The 15,368-nt window shown below is 67.8% G+C and carries 10 protein-coding genes and 1 pseudogene; 2 read left to right on the plus strand and 9 right to left on the minus strand.

The features are described from left to right. Positions 1 to 193: 193 nt before the first annotated feature. Positions 194 to 2,272 (plus strand): putative bifunctional diguanylate cyclase/phosphodiesterase, encoded by a 2,079-nt coding sequence (locus tag AB8P05_RS26310; RefSeq protein ID WP_472761494.1) that lies wholly within the window; start codon positions 194 to 196, stop codon positions 2,270 to 2,272. A gap of 271 nt (positions 2,273 to 2,543) precedes the next feature. After that, the gene (locus AB8P05_RS26315; RefSeq protein WP_472761495.1) at positions 2,544 to 4,052 is read left to right on the plus strand and encodes an acetyl-CoA hydrolase/transferase family protein; all 1,509 of its coding nucleotides are present in this window, start codon (positions 2,544 to 2,546) and stop codon (positions 4,050 to 4,052) included. A 62-nt stretch (positions 4,053 to 4,114) separates the two neighbouring features. Here the strand turns inward: AB8P05_RS26315 and AB8P05_RS26320 are convergent, their stop codons facing one another. The 9 genes and pseudogenes from AB8P05_RS26320 to AB8P05_RS26360 all read right to left on the minus strand — a co-directional run bounded on the left by AB8P05_RS26320 (position 4,115) and on the right by AB8P05_RS26360 (position 15,320). Continuing rightward, positions 4,115 to 4,300 carry a hypothetical protein gene (locus AB8P05_RS26320; RefSeq protein ID WP_472761496.1) on the minus strand — a complete coding sequence of 62 codons (186 nt, stop codon included), beginning with the start codon at positions 4,298 to 4,300 and terminating at the stop codon, positions 4,115 to 4,117. 130 nt (positions 4,301 to 4,430) lie between these two features. After that, positions 4,431 to 5,150, minus strand: coding sequence for an endonuclease III domain-containing protein (locus AB8P05_RS26325; RefSeq protein WP_472761497.1), 720 nt, complete (start codon positions 5,148 to 5,150; stop codon positions 4,431 to 4,433). Between the two features lie 57 nt (positions 5,151 to 5,207). Next, on the minus strand, positions 5,208 to 7,040 hold the full coding sequence (locus tag AB8P05_RS26330; RefSeq protein ID WP_472761498.1) for a sensor histidine kinase: 1,833 nt from the start codon (positions 7,038 to 7,040) through the stop codon (positions 5,208 to 5,210). Between the two features lie 3 nt (positions 7,041 to 7,043). Next, positions 7,044 to 8,204 carry a nitric oxide-sensing protein NosP gene (gene nosP, locus AB8P05_RS26335; protein ID WP_472761499.1) on the minus strand — a complete coding sequence of 387 codons (1,161 nt, stop codon included), beginning with the start codon at positions 8,202 to 8,204 and terminating at the stop codon, positions 7,044 to 7,046. A gap of 153 nt (positions 8,205 to 8,357) precedes the next feature. Next, a pseudogene (locus AB8P05_RS26340) lies at positions 8,358 to 8,749 on the minus strand (DUF779 domain-containing protein). 92 nt (positions 8,750 to 8,841) lie between these two features. Beyond that, positions 8,842 to 10,362 carry an aldehyde dehydrogenase gene (gene adh, locus AB8P05_RS26345; RefSeq protein WP_455175397.1) on the minus strand — a complete coding sequence of 507 codons (1,521 nt, stop codon included), beginning with the start codon at positions 10,360 to 10,362 and terminating at the stop codon, positions 8,842 to 8,844. A 168-nt stretch (positions 10,363 to 10,530) separates the two neighbouring features. Then, complete coding sequence (locus tag AB8P05_RS26350; RefSeq protein WP_472761500.1) at positions 10,531 to 11,547, minus strand: formate dehydrogenase subunit gamma; 1,017 nt, start codon at positions 11,545 to 11,547, stop codon at positions 10,531 to 10,533. 195 nt (positions 11,548 to 11,742) lie between these two features. Beyond that, complete coding sequence (fdh3B, locus tag AB8P05_RS26355; RefSeq protein ID WP_472761501.1) at positions 11,743 to 12,378, minus strand: formate dehydrogenase FDH3 subunit beta; 636 nt, start codon at positions 12,376 to 12,378, stop codon at positions 11,743 to 11,745. A 20-nt stretch (positions 12,379 to 12,398) separates the two neighbouring features. Continuing rightward, positions 12,399 to 15,320 (minus strand): formate dehydrogenase subunit alpha, encoded by a 2,922-nt coding sequence (locus AB8P05_RS26360; RefSeq protein WP_472761502.1) that lies wholly within the window; start codon positions 15,318 to 15,320, stop codon positions 12,399 to 12,401. Positions 15,321 to 15,368 lie beyond the last annotated feature (48 nt).

Consider the following 15,368-nt stretch of genomic DNA (forward strand, 5'->3'; position numbering starts at 1 on the left):
GCAGCAGGAATGGCCCTATGCAGCAATATGCATTGTCAGCAATAGGACCGTAGCTCCGGTTACAAAAATTTCACGGAACCGCCGCGCCTGAGTCATCGCCCGCCCCATTAATGCATCGGTTCGCCATACACCCCAAAGGGTTACCCCGGGGAGTGGCGCGGCGAAGCGAAACACGCGGTCGAGGAACGGTGCGATGGCGATCCCAGTCCTGCGCAGCCTGACGCTGAAGCAGGCGATTCATGCGGTCCTCGCCGCCTTCGTCATCGGATTCGCCATCACCGCGGCGGAGTTCGCCTGGACCGCCTCGCGCGAGCGGACGGCGGCGCTGGACCGGATCGGGCAGGTGGCCGCCCTGGTGGAGGGGCCGGCCGCCACCGCCGCCTGGCTGATCGACGGCGATCTGGCCGGGGAGGTGCTGGACGGCGTGGTGCGCGCCAATGCCGGCTGGGCGGAAATCCGGCTGGGGGACGGCACGCTGCTGGCCCGGCGCGAACAGGCCGCCCCGCCGATGTCGCTGCTGGAACGGGCGGCGACGGCGCTGCTCTTCACCGACCGGCCGGTCCTGGTCCATGACCTGCCCGTCCCCGCGGCCGACCGCAGCACACCGGCGGGCAGCGGCCGGGTCGTCGGCCAGTTGGCGGTCGGGATCGACACCGGGCGGGCGGCGGCCGGCTTCCTCGCCTATGTCTTGGCCGCGCTGGTCGCCGGAACCCTGCGCAACCTCCTGATCGGGCTGGCGATGGCGGCGGTGTTCCACCGGCTGCTGACCCGCCCGCTGCTGCAGATCGGCCGCGCGGTGGCGCGCATCGATCCGGAGAAGCCCTATGGCCAGCCGCTGGCGGTGCCCCGCGGCCATGCCGACGACGAGCTGGGCTTCGTCATCGCCCGCTTCAACCACACCCTGACCCTGCTGGAGCAGGAACATGACGAGCTGCGCCGTCTGGCGACCCGCTGCCCGCTGACCGGTCTGGCGAACCGGGCGCTGCTGCTCGACCGGCTGGACCATGCCATCGACCTTGCGGAACGCGCACGGGAGCCGGGGGCCGGCCGGCTGGCGGTGCTCTATGTCGATCTCGACCGCTTCAAGCGGGTCAACGACAGCCTGGGGCACGGGGTGGGCGACCTGCTGCTCTGCCGGGTGGCGGAGCGGCTGGGCGCCAGCGTGCGGCGTTGCGACACCGTCGGCCGGCTGGGCGGCGACGAGTTCCTGGTGGTGCTGGAGCGCGTCGCCGACGGCGAAGAGGCGGCGATGGTGGCGCAACGGCTGCTGGATGGCCTGTCCGCCCTGCGTGAGGTGGGCGACCACCGCGTCCACATCACCGCCAGCATCGGCATCGTCCTCCATCCCATGGACATTGCGGGCGGCGGGGGCTCCCCGGACGGCGCCGGGCTGATGCGGATGGCCGATTCGGCGATGCAGGCGGCCAAGGCGGCGGGCGGCGACCGTTTCGTCTTCCACACCCGCGACATGACCGACCGGGCCGAGACCCGCCTGCGGCTGGAGGCCGGCCTGCGCGAGGCGGTCGCGGCCAAGTCCTTCGAACTGGTCTACCAGCCGAAGATCGAAGCGGCGGGCGGCCGGCTGACCGGCTTCGAGGCGCTGATCCGCTGGCGGCACGAGGGGGCGGCGATCTCCCCCGCCGATTTCATCCCGGTCGCCGAGGACAGCGGCCTGATCATCGAGATCGGCCATTGGGTGCTGGAGGAGGCGTGCCGGACCGCCACCCGCTGGGCGCTGGACCATGGCCCGGTGCCGGTGGCGGTCAACGTCTCCGCCCGGCAGCTTTCCGATCCCGGCTTCGCCCGGCTGGTCGAGCAGGTGCTGCAGCGCCACGGCACCCCGCCCCACCTGCTGGAGCTGGAGATCACCGAGACCGTCATCATGAAGGACGTGCGCCATCACCTGCCGACGCTGAACCGCCTGCGGGCGTTGGGGGTGCGCATCGCCATCGACGATTTCGGCACCGGCTATTCCTCGCTGGCCTACTTGCGCGAACTGCCGGTGGACGTGCTGAAGATCGACCGCAGCTTCGTCAACGACCTGCCGCACGCGCCCGACATCGCCTCCACCGTCATCGCCCTGGCCCAGAAGCTGCTGCTGTCCACCGTGGCGGAGGGGGTGGAGACCGCCGAACAGCGGCATTGGCTGGCGGAGGCCGGCTGCAACTGCCTGCAGGGCTACCTGATCTCGCGGCCCCTGTCGGCCGACGCCGCCGAAGCGATGGTGATGACGGCCTTCGCCCACGACGAGGCGCTGCCCCTGACTGCTTGAGGGCAGCCGACATCAAGTAACCGTCCAGATTCCGCGAAAATGGAACTAAATTTCATTCATCGGATCGCGTTCATCGCAAGTTCCTGTCCGCATCCCGCACCGATCCGCCGATATTCGCCCACCCATTCACATCATGACGGCCTGATATTCCGGACCGACAATTGCGGTCCCGGACAGCGCCTCCTTATGAGTATTTTCAAACAAGAAATACGACCGCATGGGAACGGATGGTTCTCCATTCGCCAAAAAGCACTCATAAAAGGAACGCCCGATGTACCGAGATCGCATTCGCCTGAAGTCGCTGTGGGGCAAGGTGGTGCCGGCGGAAGAGGCCGCCTTCCTCATCAAGGACGGCATGACCGTGGGCATGAGCGGCTTCACCCGTGCCGGCGACGCCAAGGCGGTGCCGCTGGCGCTGGCCGAACGCGCCGCGTCCGAAAAGCTGAAGATCACGCTGATGACCGGCGCCTCGCTGGGCAACGACGTGGACCGCATCCTGACCGAGGCTGGGGTGCTGTCGCGCCGGCTGCCCTTCCAGGCCGACCCGGTGCTGCGCAAGGCGATCAACCGCGGCGAGGTGATGTTCGTCGACCAGCATCTGTCTGAGACGGTGGAACTGCTGCGCTCGCGCCAGATGGGGCCGGTCGACGTCGCGGTGATCGAGGCCTGCGCCATCACCGACACCGGCGGGATCGTGCCGACCACCTCCATCGGCAACTCGGCGACCTTCGCCATCCTGGCCGAGAAGATCATCGTCGAGCTGAACCTGACCCAGCCGCTGGACCTGGAGGGGATGCACGACGTCTACATCCCGACCCGCCGCCCCTTCCGCGAACCGGTCCCGGTGGTGACGGCGGAAAGCCGCGCCGGCCTGCCCTATATCCCCATCGACCCGTCGAAGATCGCGGCCATCGTGGTGACGCGCAAGCAGGACAGTTCCGCCAGCATCCTGCCGCCGGACGACGAGACCAACGCCATCGCCGGTCACCTGATCGAGTTCCTGGGCCGCGAAGTGAAACAGGGCCGGATGGGCCGCTCGCTGGCGCCGCTGCAGGCCGGCATCGGCACCATCGCCAACGCGGTTCTGCACGGGCTGATCGACGGGCCGTTCCACGACCTGACCATGTACAGCGAGGTTCTGCAGGACAGCACCTTCGAGCTGTTCGACGCCGGCAAGCTGAACTTCGCCTCTGGTTCCTCGATCACGCTCAGCGCCGGGAAATATGCCGAGGTGCTGCCGAAGATCGGCTCCTACAAGGGCCGTCTGCTGCTGCGCCCGCAGGAGATCTCCAACCATCCGGAGGTGATCCGCCGCCTTGGCGTCATCGGCATCAACACGGCGCTGGAGTGCGACATCTACGGCAACGTCAACTCCACCCATGTCAACGGCACGCAGATGATGAACGGCATCGGCGGCTCCGGCGATTTCGCCCGCAACAGCCACCTCGCCATCTTCGTCACCAAGTCGCTGGCCAAGGGCGGCGCCATCTCCAGCGTCGTGCCGATGGTCAGCCATGTCGACCACAACGAGCATGACGTGGACGTCCTGGTGACGGAGGTCGGGCTGGCCGACCTGCGCGGGCTGGCCCCGCGCGAACGGGCGGAGACCATCATCCGCAACTGCGTCCACCCCAGCTACCGCGAACTGGCGGCCGACTATCACCGCCGGGCGCTTCAGCGCGGCGGCCACACCCCGCATCTGCTGGAGGAGGCCTTCGCCTGGCACACCCGCTTCCAGCAGACCGGCAGCATGATGCCGAAGCCGCTGGCGGCGGAATAGGGGTCCTCAAAAACGGGCGGGCCGCGGAATGCCGCGGCCCGTTCCCGTTACCGATATGCTTGTCAGACGTGCTGCCCGCCATTGCGTTCCAAGTAGAGAAGCAGGGCGGGATAATAGTGCTTGCGCTCGGACGAAATCTTCTCGCAGAAACGCCGGGCGGCACCGCTCTTGATCCATTCCTCAAGCTGACCGTTTTCCCGCTTTTCCGCGACGATGGTATCGATCGCGTCCAGAATTTTGTGAATCACCTCAGGCCTCGTCTTATGAGATCGGAGCGGCGTCTTCGTCGCCCTCTCAATCCTATATGCGCTCGGCTGCCGGTGAACGGCCCTGCATTCTGGGAATGGCTGCGTGTTGCAATGCACAAAACGAATGGCTTCACGCCCTCTCCCGCTCATCCTCCGATGGCCGTAGAGCCTGACCCGTTGGGCACAGGCGCAGCAGCACGCAGCGGTCGCAGGCCGGTGCCTGATAGTAGCAGCAGCGCTGGCCGTGCAGCATCATGACCTCGTGGTTGTCGTACACCTGCTGGGCATCCCATTCCGCCGGCAGTTGCGCCGACAGCACGGCGTGCGAGGGGCCGACGGCGAGGCCGGCGGGGATCAGGCCGGTGCGCACGGCGACGCGGTGGTGGTGGCTGTCCACCGGCAGCGCCGCCTGCCGCAGCGTTGAGAAACTCAGCACCGCCGCGCTGGTCTTCGGCCCTACCCCCGGCAATTCCTCCAGCCACGCGCGGGCCTCGGGCACCGGCATGCCGGACAGCAGGTCGAGCGACAGGCTGCCGACCCGCTCGGTGATGCGGCGCAGGATGGCCTGGATGCGCGGGGCCTTCTGCTCCGGCCAAGTGACGCCGGCGATGGTCGCCTCCACCTCGGCAACGGGGGCGTCGCGCACCGATTCCCAGTCGGGCCAGCGCCGCCGCAGCGCCTTGAATGCGGCGCCGGAGGCCGCATTCCGGGTGCGGTGCGACAGCAGCGACGACACCAGTTCGCTCAGCGGGTCGAGGCTGTGGAAATAGGCGACCGGGCAGCCGTAGACGGTGCACAGCAGCCGGTGGATTTCGAGCGCCTTGTCGCGCAGCGCAGCGGGGTCGGTCATGAAAACCGACAACAGGCGAACCGGTAAGGCGTTACCGGTAAATCATCATGCCCCGCGCTACCCCACCAGCCCCGACATCACCGCGCGCAGTTGTGCCGGCTTCACCGGCTTGTTCAGCACCAGACAGCCGGCCGCCTTGGCCTCGTCGGCCAGTTCCGGCGTGCGGTTGGCGGTGACGATCACGGCGGGCAGGATGCGGCCGCAGGCGGCGCGCAGCCGCGCCACCTCGTTGACGCCCAGCGCCCCGTCGTCGAGGTGATAGTCGGCGATCAGCAAATCCGGCGGCTGCGGCATGCCGGACAGCAGGGCCAACGCCTCGTCGCCGTTGGTGGCGGACACCACGTCGCAGGCCCAACCGCGCAGCAGCGCCTCCATCCCCGCCACCACCGCCGGCTCGTTGTCCAGCACCAGCACCGAGGTTCCGGCCAGCCGGTTGGTCATCGGCCGGGCGGCGATGCTGGCCGGGCGCACGGCGCGGCGCTCGGTCCCGCGCGGCACGGTGACGGCGAAGACGGAGCCCCGACCCGGCTCCGACCGCACGGTGATGGGATGGCCCAGCATGCGGGCGACGCGGTCGACGATGGCGAGCCCCAGCCCCATGCCGCGGTCGCGCCCCTTGGTGACGGGGGTGTCGAGGCGGCGGAATTCCTGGAAAATCTCGGCGATCTTGTCGCGCGGGATGCCGGGGCCGTTGTCCCACACCTCGATCCGGATGCTGCCGTCGCCGGCCCGGCGGCAACCGACCACCACCCGGCCGCCCTGGACATAGCGCAGCGCGTTGGACAGGAAATTCTGCACGATCCGGCGCAGCAGCCGCATGTCGCTGCGCACCACCGCCCCCGACCCGACCACCTTCAGGTCGATGCCGCGCTCCGCCGCCACCGCGGCATATTCGGTGGCGAGCGGCGCCAGGATGCCGCGCAGCGGGAAGTCGGTGACCTCCGGCGTCACCGCCCCGGCATCGAGCTTGGAGATGTCCAACAGCGCCGACAGCAGATCCTCCACCGACGCCAGGGCGACGTCGATGTTCTCCACCAGCTCGGCATTGGCGTCCGGCTGCTCCAGGTCGGCCAGCGCCGAAACGAACAGGCGGGCGGCGTTCAGGGGCTGCAGCAGGTCGTGGCTGGCGGCGGCGATGAAGCGGGTCTTCGACAGGTTGGCCTGATCGGCCTGGGATTTGGCCTGCTGAAGCTGGTCGTTCAGCATCATCAGGGCGGATTTCTCCGCCTGTTCGGATTCGCGCCGCCGCTCCTCCTCATGCTTGATGACGGTGATGTCGGTGTAGACGCCGACGATGCCGCCGTCGCGGGTGCGCCGCTCGTTCACCTGGATCCAGCGGCCGTCGGACAGCCGGTTCAGGAAGACGCCCTTCAGGTCGTGGCGATGCTCCATCCGCTCGCGCAGCCAGACGTCGGGAGGCGGCTCGCTGACCGCACCCGCAGCGGCGACCATGGCGACCAGATCGTTGAAGCGGATGCCGGCCTGGATGCGCCCCGCCACCGACGGCCAGTAGGACAGGTATTTGCGATTGCACAGCACCAGCCGGTCGGCGGAGTCGAACAGGGCGAAGCCTTCGTTCACCGACTCGATCGCCTCGAACAGGCGGGTGCGCATGGTGTCCGCCAGCTCCTTGGCGCGGGCGAGGTCGCGGTTGCTGTCCTCCAGCTTGTGCAGGGCGCGTTCCAGCTCCAGCGTGCGCTCGCGGATCTTCTGCTCCAGCACGATGGCGGTCTGGAACAGTGAGAAGGCGCCGCCCTGGAAGTCCATCGACCGCTCGACGCGGTCCATCAGCACCTTGTTGATGCGCTGGAGCTTGGCGTTCTCGCGCTCCAGCTCGGCGATGCGGTCGGCGGGGTCGAGTGTCCAGTTGCGGGTTTGGATGCCGGCCATGGCTTAGCGCCCTCCGATGGCGACGCCCGTGAAGGTCTGGTTGACGTGCATGCCGTTCACCTGCTCGCCATAGGCGCAGAATCCGACGACGCGGTGGCGGGCCAGCCGGTCGGACATCACGGCATTCAGCTGCCGCTGCTCCATCTCCAGCCGGCGCAGGATGCAGTCGCAGCCGAGGATCAGGTCGGGCGCGCCGACCTCCGCCTCGATGCCTTCGATCAGCCCGTCGAAGTTGGAGACCGGATCGACCCCCTCCGCCACCGTCAGGACGATGCCCTCGTCGATGGCGCAGAAGAAGGTCAGGCTCTCGTCGTCGTTCACCTTCTGGATGGAGCGGACATGGTACTGGCCGCCGACCCGCACCACGACCGGGTGGGAGGCGAAGATCATCGGGGTCAGCGGCTCGCCCTCCAGACCGACCAGCCGGGCGTACTCGCGGCCGGCCGGCTCGGCATTGATCTCATGGACGATGCGGTGCTGCGGATCGGCGCCGGTGACCACCATCTTGCGGTCGGAACTGACGAAATGCTGGGTGCGGAAGACGGTGAAGGGCCGCGTCGTGGTGAACAGCGCCACCACCGCCGCGTTGGGATGGAAGGCGCCCTCATGCAGGACGAATGTGCGTTCGAAATGCAGGTCGTCGCCGGCCGACGCCCCGAACAGCGGGATGTCGATCAGCGCGTTGTGCAGAGCGCTGACCACCGTCTCCTCGCTCATCGACAGGCCGTCGATCAGCAGCATGGCGAAGCTGCGGGCGTCCTCGCCCAGCGGCACCGGGCGCGAGGCCATGGCGCGGTCGCGCCGCGACAGCAGGGAGCGGGCGATGGCGGTGCTGTCGGCGATCTCGAAACGGTCGACATGGTCGACCAGCGCGGTGACGATGGAGAAATCCTCGGTCGGGAAGCCAACCGCCACCAGGGCGTTGGTGGTGTAGCCGCCGGGGCCGATCTCCCCCGCCGTGGTGCAACCGATGACCGGCACGGTGCCGAACTCCGCCGCCAGCGCGTCGGCCAGCGCATGGCGGTCATAGCTCGGCGCGCAGAAGACGATCACCAGCTCCAGCGCCGCGTCGCCCAGCCCGGCACGCAGGTCGCGCGCGGCGTCTTCCGGCCGTTCGGCATGGGTGACGGCGCGCGGCATGCCGTCGCCGGACGTCGGCCTCACCGGACCTTCTGCGGAGATCTCCCGTGCGGACATCGCTGCCCCTCCCGTCTCCCTCTCCGTCCGCGGATGCGATCCGGCAAGGGTACTCCAGGGATGGCGGCGGGCAAGACCAATCCGCGGGCCGGTGAAGGACGACATGATGCGGGGCGGCTCCTAAAGGGTGTCTGCCGGTTGCGGATCGGGCAGGCTGGCCAGTTCGTCGTCGGTGAACAGCCGGGCCTTGGCGGTGAAGCGCACACCGTCCGGCGCCTCCAGAGAGAAGCCGCCGCCGCGCGCCTGGATAACGTCCAGGATGACCTGGGTGTTGCGCCACCATTGGAAGGTGTCGTCGGACATGCAGAAGGGCGCACCGGCGACCATGCCGAGGCACAGGTCGCGCCCGCCCAGGCGGAACTCCCCTTCGGCAGGCAGAGCGGTGCCGACCCGTCGCAGCAGCCGCCCGACAGATGCAGCATCAGCGGCCCGTGCTTCGCGGCAAGGCGGTCCAGCAGGGCGACGGCTTCGGGAGTGGCGGTCACGCGATCCGGTGGCGTAGGGGCGGTCATGCTGGTCCTTTATCACGAAACCGGGCGGCGAAAGAAAAAAGGCCGGGGGACTCGCCCCCGGCCCAGGTTTGCCCGATAGGGAGGAGCGGGGCTCAGAAGAAGCCGAGCGCTTTCGGGCTGTAGCTGACCAGCAGGTTCTTGGTCTGCTGGTAGTGGTCGAGCATCATCTTGTGCGTCTCGCGGCCGATGCCGGACTTCTTGTAACCACCGAAGGCGGCGTGCGCCGGGTACAGGTGGTAGCAGTTGGTCCACACGCGGCCGGCCTGGATACCGCGGCCCATGCGGAAGGCGCGGTTGCCGTCACGGGTCCAGACGCCGGCGCCCAGGCCGAACTCGCTGTCGTTGGCGATGGCCAGCGCCTCTTCCTCGGTCTCGAAGGTGGTCACGGCGACGACCGGGCCGAAGATCTCCTCCTGGAAGATGCGCATCTTGTTGTGGCCTTCCAGGATGGTCGGCTGGACGTAGTAGCCGCCTTCCAGCTCGCCGCCCAGATGGGCGCGCTCGCCGCCGGTCAGCACCTTGGCGCCCTCGGCCTTGCCGATCTCGATGTAGGAGAGGATCTTCTCCATCTGCTCCTGTGACGCCTGGGCGCCGATCATCGTGTTGCCGTCCAGCGGGTGGCCCTGGGCGATCTTCGCGACGCGCTCCACCGCCAGCTTGATGAAGCGGTCGTAGATCGACTTCTGGATCAGCACGCGGCTGGGGCAGGTGCAGACCTCGCCCTGGTTCAGCGCGAACATCGCGAAGCCTTCCAGCGCCTTGTCCAGGAACTCGTCGTCCGACGCCATCACGTCTTCGAAGAAGATGTTCGGCGACTTGCCGCCCAGCTCGACGGTCGACGGGATGATGTTCTCGGAGGCGTACTGCAGGATCAGGCGGCCGGTCGAGGTCTCGCCGGTGAAGGCGATCTTGGAGATGCGCTTGTTGGTGGCCAGCGGCTTGCCCGCCTCGATGCCGAAGCCGTTGACGACGTTGATGACGCCGGCCGGCAGCAGGTCGCCGATCATCTCCATCAGGACCATGATCGCCATCGGGGTCTGCTCGGCCGGCTTCAGCACGATGCAGTTGCCGGCGGCCAGCGCCGGGGCCAGCTTCCAGGCGGCCATCAGCAGCGGGAAGTTCCAGGGGATGATCTGGCCGACGACGCCCAGCGGCTCATGGAAGTGGTAGGCGTAGGTGGTGTGGTCGATCTCGGCGATCGAGCCTTCCTGGGCGCGGATGCAGCCGGCATAGTAGCGGAAGTGGTCGATGGCCAGCGGAACGTCGGCGGCGCGGGTCTCACGGATCGGCTTGCCGTTGTCCAGCGTCTCGGCCAGCGCGATGATCTCCAGCCGCTCTTCCATGCGGTCGGCGATCTTCAGCAGGATGTTCGAGCGCTCGGTCGGCGAGGTGCGGCCCCAGGCGTCCTTGGCCTTGTGGGCGGCGTCCAGCGCCAGCTCGACGTCGGCGGCCTGGGAACGGGCGACCTCGCACAGCGGCTTGCCGGTAATCGGGGTCAGGTTGGTGAAGTATTGGCCGTCCACCGGCGCCACCCACTGGCCGCCGATAAAGTTGTCGTAGCGGGGGCGGAGCGCGATCTGCTTCTGGAGCGTTTCGAGAGCCTGGTGGAGCATTGGGCCGTTCCTCTCAGTGTGGCGAACCGGTCAGGTCCCCGGTCCGGCGCGTTTGTCGGCGCCATTCAGCCATTCTGGGAGGGAGGGGGTAAATTGTACTATGGAAGGAGACGGTAGGATGGTTGGATTGTTCGCCTACCACCCTATGCGCGCCCGCTGCGGAACCACTCACTCCGCCGGCTGCCGTCCCTCGACATAGCCCTTGCGCAGCTGCTCCTCGTACCAGCGGCGGTGATGCTCGATGGCCCAGGCCTCGTCGACATCGCCGCTGCCCATGGCGTCGAAGGCGCCTTCCATGCCGATGGTGCCGATGTAGATGTGGCCGATCACCACCGCGATCAGCACGGCCGCCAGCAGCCCGTGGATGACGTGCATGATCTGCATGCCGCCGATGCCGGTGAAGGCGAAGGGCACCATCAGCAGATAGCCGGTGACGATCATGCCGATCCCGCCCAGCACGATGCCCCAGAACACCCCTTTCTGCCCGGCGTTGAAGCGGCCGGCTTCCGGATGGTGGCCGCCGGCCTTGGAGAACAGGCCGCCGCCGGTCTTGACCCACTGCCAGTCGGACTTTTCGGGAATGTTGTCGCGCATCCACAGCGCCACGATCAGCAGCAGCCCGACAACGAAGGGCACGCTGACGAAGTTGTGGATCGACTTGGAATACTCCGCCAAGGGCGTGAACGCCTGATGGCCGATCAGCGGGATCAGCAGCGTCCGGCCGAAGGTGAGGATCACGCCGGTCAGCGCCATGGTCAGGAAGCTGACCGCTGTCGTCCAATGGGCGAAGCGGTCCAGCCCGTTGAAGCGCAGGACCAGCCGTCCCGACTTGCCGCCATGGATGCGGATGGTCCCACGATAGAGGAAGAAGACCGTCAGCACCGCCGTCACGCCGATCGCCAATCCGCCGATCGCCAGCCGAAGCGTGTGGCTGCGCCATTCCCGCCATTCCCGCCCTTCGGGCTGGACCAGCACGGCCAGCTTCTGGTCCGGGATGCTGACGCGGCCGATCACCTTGTCGTCCTGCGGGACATAGAGCGGCACCTGCTCCTTGGTGGTGGGGGAGTTGGGGCCGGGCACCTGGTAGAGCTGCGCTTGTGCGAAAGTCGGAGCGGCCAGACCAGCAATGGCCAGCAGGGCGATCAGAAGCAGCAGGGCGTGCAGGGGGCGCAGAGTTGGGCGCATGAGTTGGGTCTCCCGGTTAGGCGACTTCTTGCGACACTTGCCCCCACCCCAACCCTCCCCCGCTGGGCGGGGAGGGAGCAAGTGCTTAGGCGGGAGAGTGGCGGCAGTCCCTCCCCCGCCATCGGACCGACCTTCGGTCGGCCGAGAGCGGGGGAGGTTAGGTGGGGGGCTAACGTCGCACTCGCTCAGAACTCCTCACGCCCCTCCCGTCCCCGGCCCGCCGGGTGCGAAGGGGGAGCCGCGGTCGTTGCGGCCGTAGGCGGTGGACCAGCCCGGCGCGCCGGAGCCGTAGCCGCGGCGCAGCGAGCGTTCCTGATAGATGTCGGCCAGCACGGCCCCGTCGCCGCCCATCAGCGCGCGGGTGGAGCACATCTCCGCACACAAGGGCAGCTTGCCTTCCGCCAGCCGGTTGGATCCGTATTTCTGGTACTCCTCCACGCTGTTGTCGGCCTCCGGGCCGCCGGCGCAGAAGGTGCATTTGTCCATCTTGCCGCGGCTGCCGAAATCGGTGCTGCGCGGGAATTGCGGCGCGCCGAACGGGCAGGCGTAGAAGCAGTAGCCGCAGCCGATGCACAAATCCTTGCTGTGCAGGACCACCCCGTCGGCGGTCTGCAGGAAGCAATCGACCGGGCACACCGCGGCGCAGGGCGGGTCGTTGCAATGCATGCAGGCCATGGAGATCGACCGCTCGCCGGGCTTGCCGTCGTTCAGCGTGACCAGACGGCGGCGGTTGATGCCCCAGGGGACCTCATGCTCGTTCTTGCAGGCGGTGACGCAGGCGTTGCATTCGATGCAGCGTTCGGCGTCGCACAGGAACTTCATCCGGGCCATGACTTTTCAGCTCCCGCGCTTCATGCCGGTTCGACCCGGCAGAGGGTGACCTTGGTTTCCTGCATGAAGGTGACGGGGTCGTAGCCGTAGGTCGTCACCCCGTTCACCGGCTCGCCCAGAACGATGGGATCGGTTTCCGGCGGGTAGTTGCCGCGCAAGCTGTCGCCCTGCCAGAAGCCGGAGAAGTGGAAGGGCATGAACACCGTGCCGCCGCCGACGCGGTCGGTCACCAGCGCCTTCACCTTGGCCTTGCTGCCGTCCTCCGGCCCATAGACCCAGACCCAGGCGCCGTCCTTGACCCCCAGCCGCTGGGCGTCCCCGGTGTTGATCTCCACGAACATGTCCTGCTGCAGTTCGGCCAGCCACGGGTTGGACCGCGTCTCCTCGCCGCCGCCCTCGTACTCGACCAGCCGGCCGGAGGTCAGCACCATGGGGAAGCGCTGGCGCAGGTCGCTGTCGGCCACCTTGAACTGCAGCGAGCGGGCAAGCTGGACCAGACGGAAGTCACGCCGGTCCTCGATGGCCGGGAAGGCCTTCACCAGATCGGGGCGCGGGGAATAGATCGGCTCGCGGTGGATCGGCACCGGGTCGGGCAGGTTCCAGGCGACGGCGCGCGCCTTGGCGTTGCCGTGCGGCACGCAGCCATGCTTCAGCGCCACGCGGATGATGCCCATCGACAGGTCGGTCTGCCAGCTGACATTGTCGACCTCGTTGCCGCCGATGGCCTGGATGACGCGCATCTCCTCCGGCGTCAGGTCCTTGTCCCAGCCCAGTTTCTTCAGCACGGCCATGGTGAATTCGGGATAGCCGTCCTCGATCTCCGATCCATTCGAGAAGGAGCCGTCGGCCAACAGCGAGACGCCGTTGCGCTCCACCCCGAAACGGGCGCGGAAGACGCCGCCGCCGTCCATCACATGCTTGGAGGTGTCGTAGAGCACCGCTGATCCCGGATGCCTGATCTCCGGATGGCCCCAGCTGGGCCAGGGCAGGCCGTAGTAATCGCCGGCGCAGGGGCCGGACGCCGCCCGCATGGTGATCTTGTCGAAATCGGCCTGATGCTTCATGTGCATCTTCAGCCGTTCCGGCGACTGGCCGGTGGCGCCGATGGACAGGCAGCCGCGGTTCATCTCGCGCAGGATGTCCTCGGGGACCGGGCGGGTTTCCTCCACCGTGATGTGCTTGAACATCTCGTCGGCGAAGCCCAGCTTGCGCGCCAGCAGATAGATGATCGTGTAGTCGTCCTTCGATTCGAAGATCGGCTCCACCACCTTCTCCCCCCACTGCATCGAGCGGTTGGAGCAGGTGCGCGACCCGTCGGTCTCGAACTGGGTGCAGGCCGGCAGGATATAGGTGCCGTTGCGCCGTTCCTTGATGGCGGCGAAGGTGGTCGGGTGCGGGTCGGCGATGACCAGAAGGCTCAGCTTCTCCAACCCCTTCACCATCTCCGGCATGCGGGTGACGGTGTTGCCGCCATGGCCGAAGCACATCATGGCGCGAAGCGGGCTGGGCTGGTCGATCTCGCCCGGCTTGGCCAGCACCGCGTCGAACCAGCGGGTGGTCGGGATGCCCTTGGCCTCCATCAGGTCCTTGGAGCCGAAGCGGCCCCTCAGATAGTCGTACTCGACGTCCCAGACGCGGGCGAAATGCTTCCACGCCCCTTCCGCCAGCCCGTAATAGGCGGGCAGAGTGCTGACATCGAGGCCGAAGTCGGTGGCGCCCTGCACGTTGCAGTGGCCGCGGTAGATGTTGGCGCCGCCGCCGGCAATACCGATGTTGCCCAGCGCCAGCTGCAGGATCGACAGCGCGCGGACGTTGGCGGTGCCCACCGTGTGCTGGGTGACGCCCATGCACCAGATCACGGTGCTGGGCTTGTTCTTCGCAATCACCTCCGCCACCCGGCGCAGCTGGGACCCGGGAACGCCGGTGACCCGCTCAACCTCCTCGGGCGTCCATTTCTTCACCTCGGCGCGGATCTCGTCCATGCCGTAGACGCGCTGGCGGATGTAGTCCTTGTCCTCCCAGCCATTCTCGAAGATGTGCCACAGCAGGCCCCAGGCGATGGGGATGTCGGTGCCGGGACGGATGCGGACATATTCGGTGGCGTGCGCCGCGGTGCGGGTGAAGCGCGGGTCGATGACGATGAAGGGAGCGCGGTTGTGCTCCTTGCCGCGCAGCATGTGCTGCATCGACACCGGATGCGCCTCCGCCGGGTTGCCGCCGACGATCAGCAGCGCCTTGGAGTTCTGGATGTCGTTGTAGCTGTTGGTCATGGCGCCGTAGCCCCACGTGTTCGCCACGCCGGCGACCGTGGTGGAATGGCAGATGCGCGCCTGATGGTCGACGTTGTTGGTGCCCCAGAAGGCCGCCAGCTTGCGGTAGAGATAGGCGCCCTCGTTTGAGAACTTCGCCGAGCCCAGCCAGAACACCGCGTCGGGTCCCGACGCCTGCCGGATCTCCAGCAGCTGGTTGCCGATCTCCTCGATCGCCTGATCCCAGCCGATCCGCTGCCACTGGCCGTCCACCAGCTTGAGGGGATATTTGACGCGGCGGGTGCCCTTGGTCAGCTCGCGCACCGACGCGCCCTTGGCGCAGTGGGTGCCCTGGTTGATCGGGCTTTCCCAGCCCGGCTCCTGCCCGACCCAGACGCCGTTCTGCACCTCCGCGATCACCGTGCAGCCGACCGAGCAGTGGGTGCAGACGTTCTTGCGCGTCACCACCTCGATGTTCGGCAGGATGGGACCCGCCTCGGCCTTGCGGATCATGGCGCCCGGCAGCGCACCGACCGCGGCGATGCCGCCCGCGGCGAGGCCGGACCGGCGCAGGAAGCCGCGGCGGCTGACACCCGACTCCAGGCTGTCGGCCAGCGCGCCGAACAGACCGGACCGCTTGCCGCTAGGATGCGCACCGCGATTGGCTTTCGCTGAGGACCGTTTGACCAGCATGGACACCCTCCGGACCGCTCCGGAACCCATCGGATGCCTCAATGAGCA

The sequence above is a fragment of the Azospirillum sp. VT-I1 genome (assembly GCF_055698305.1).

Bases quoted from the DNA above. Each gene is read 5' to 3' on its own strand.
- AB8P05_RS26330 (WP_472761498.1), bottom strand. From the start codon at position 7,040: ATGGCCGGCATCCAAACCCGCAACTGGACACTCGACCCCGCCGACCGC.
- AB8P05_RS26310 (WP_472761494.1), top strand. From the start codon at position 194: ATGGCGATCCCAGTCCTGCGCAGCCTGACGCTGAAGCAGGCGATTCAT.
- fdh3B (WP_472761501.1), bottom strand. From the start codon at position 12,378: ATGGCCCGGATGAAGTTCCTGTGCGACGCCGAACGCTGCATCGAATGC.
- AB8P05_RS26315 (WP_472761495.1), top strand. From the start codon at position 2,544: ATGTACCGAGATCGCATTCGCCTGAAGTCGCTGTGGGGCAAGGTGGTG.
- AB8P05_RS26325 (WP_472761497.1), bottom strand. From the start codon at position 5,150: ATGACCGACCCCGCTGCGCTGCGCGACAAGGCGCTCGAAATCCACCGG.
- AB8P05_RS26360 (WP_472761502.1), bottom strand. From the start codon at position 15,320: ATGCTGGTCAAACGGTCCTCAGCGAAAGCCAATCGCGGTGCGCATCCT.
- AB8P05_RS26350 (WP_472761500.1), bottom strand. From the start codon at position 11,547: ATGCGCCCAACTCTGCGCCCCCTGCACGCCCTGCTGCTTCTGATCGCC.
- adh (WP_455175397.1), bottom strand. From the start codon at position 10,362: ATGCTCCACCAGGCTCTCGAAACGCTCCAGAAGCAGATCGCGCTCCGC.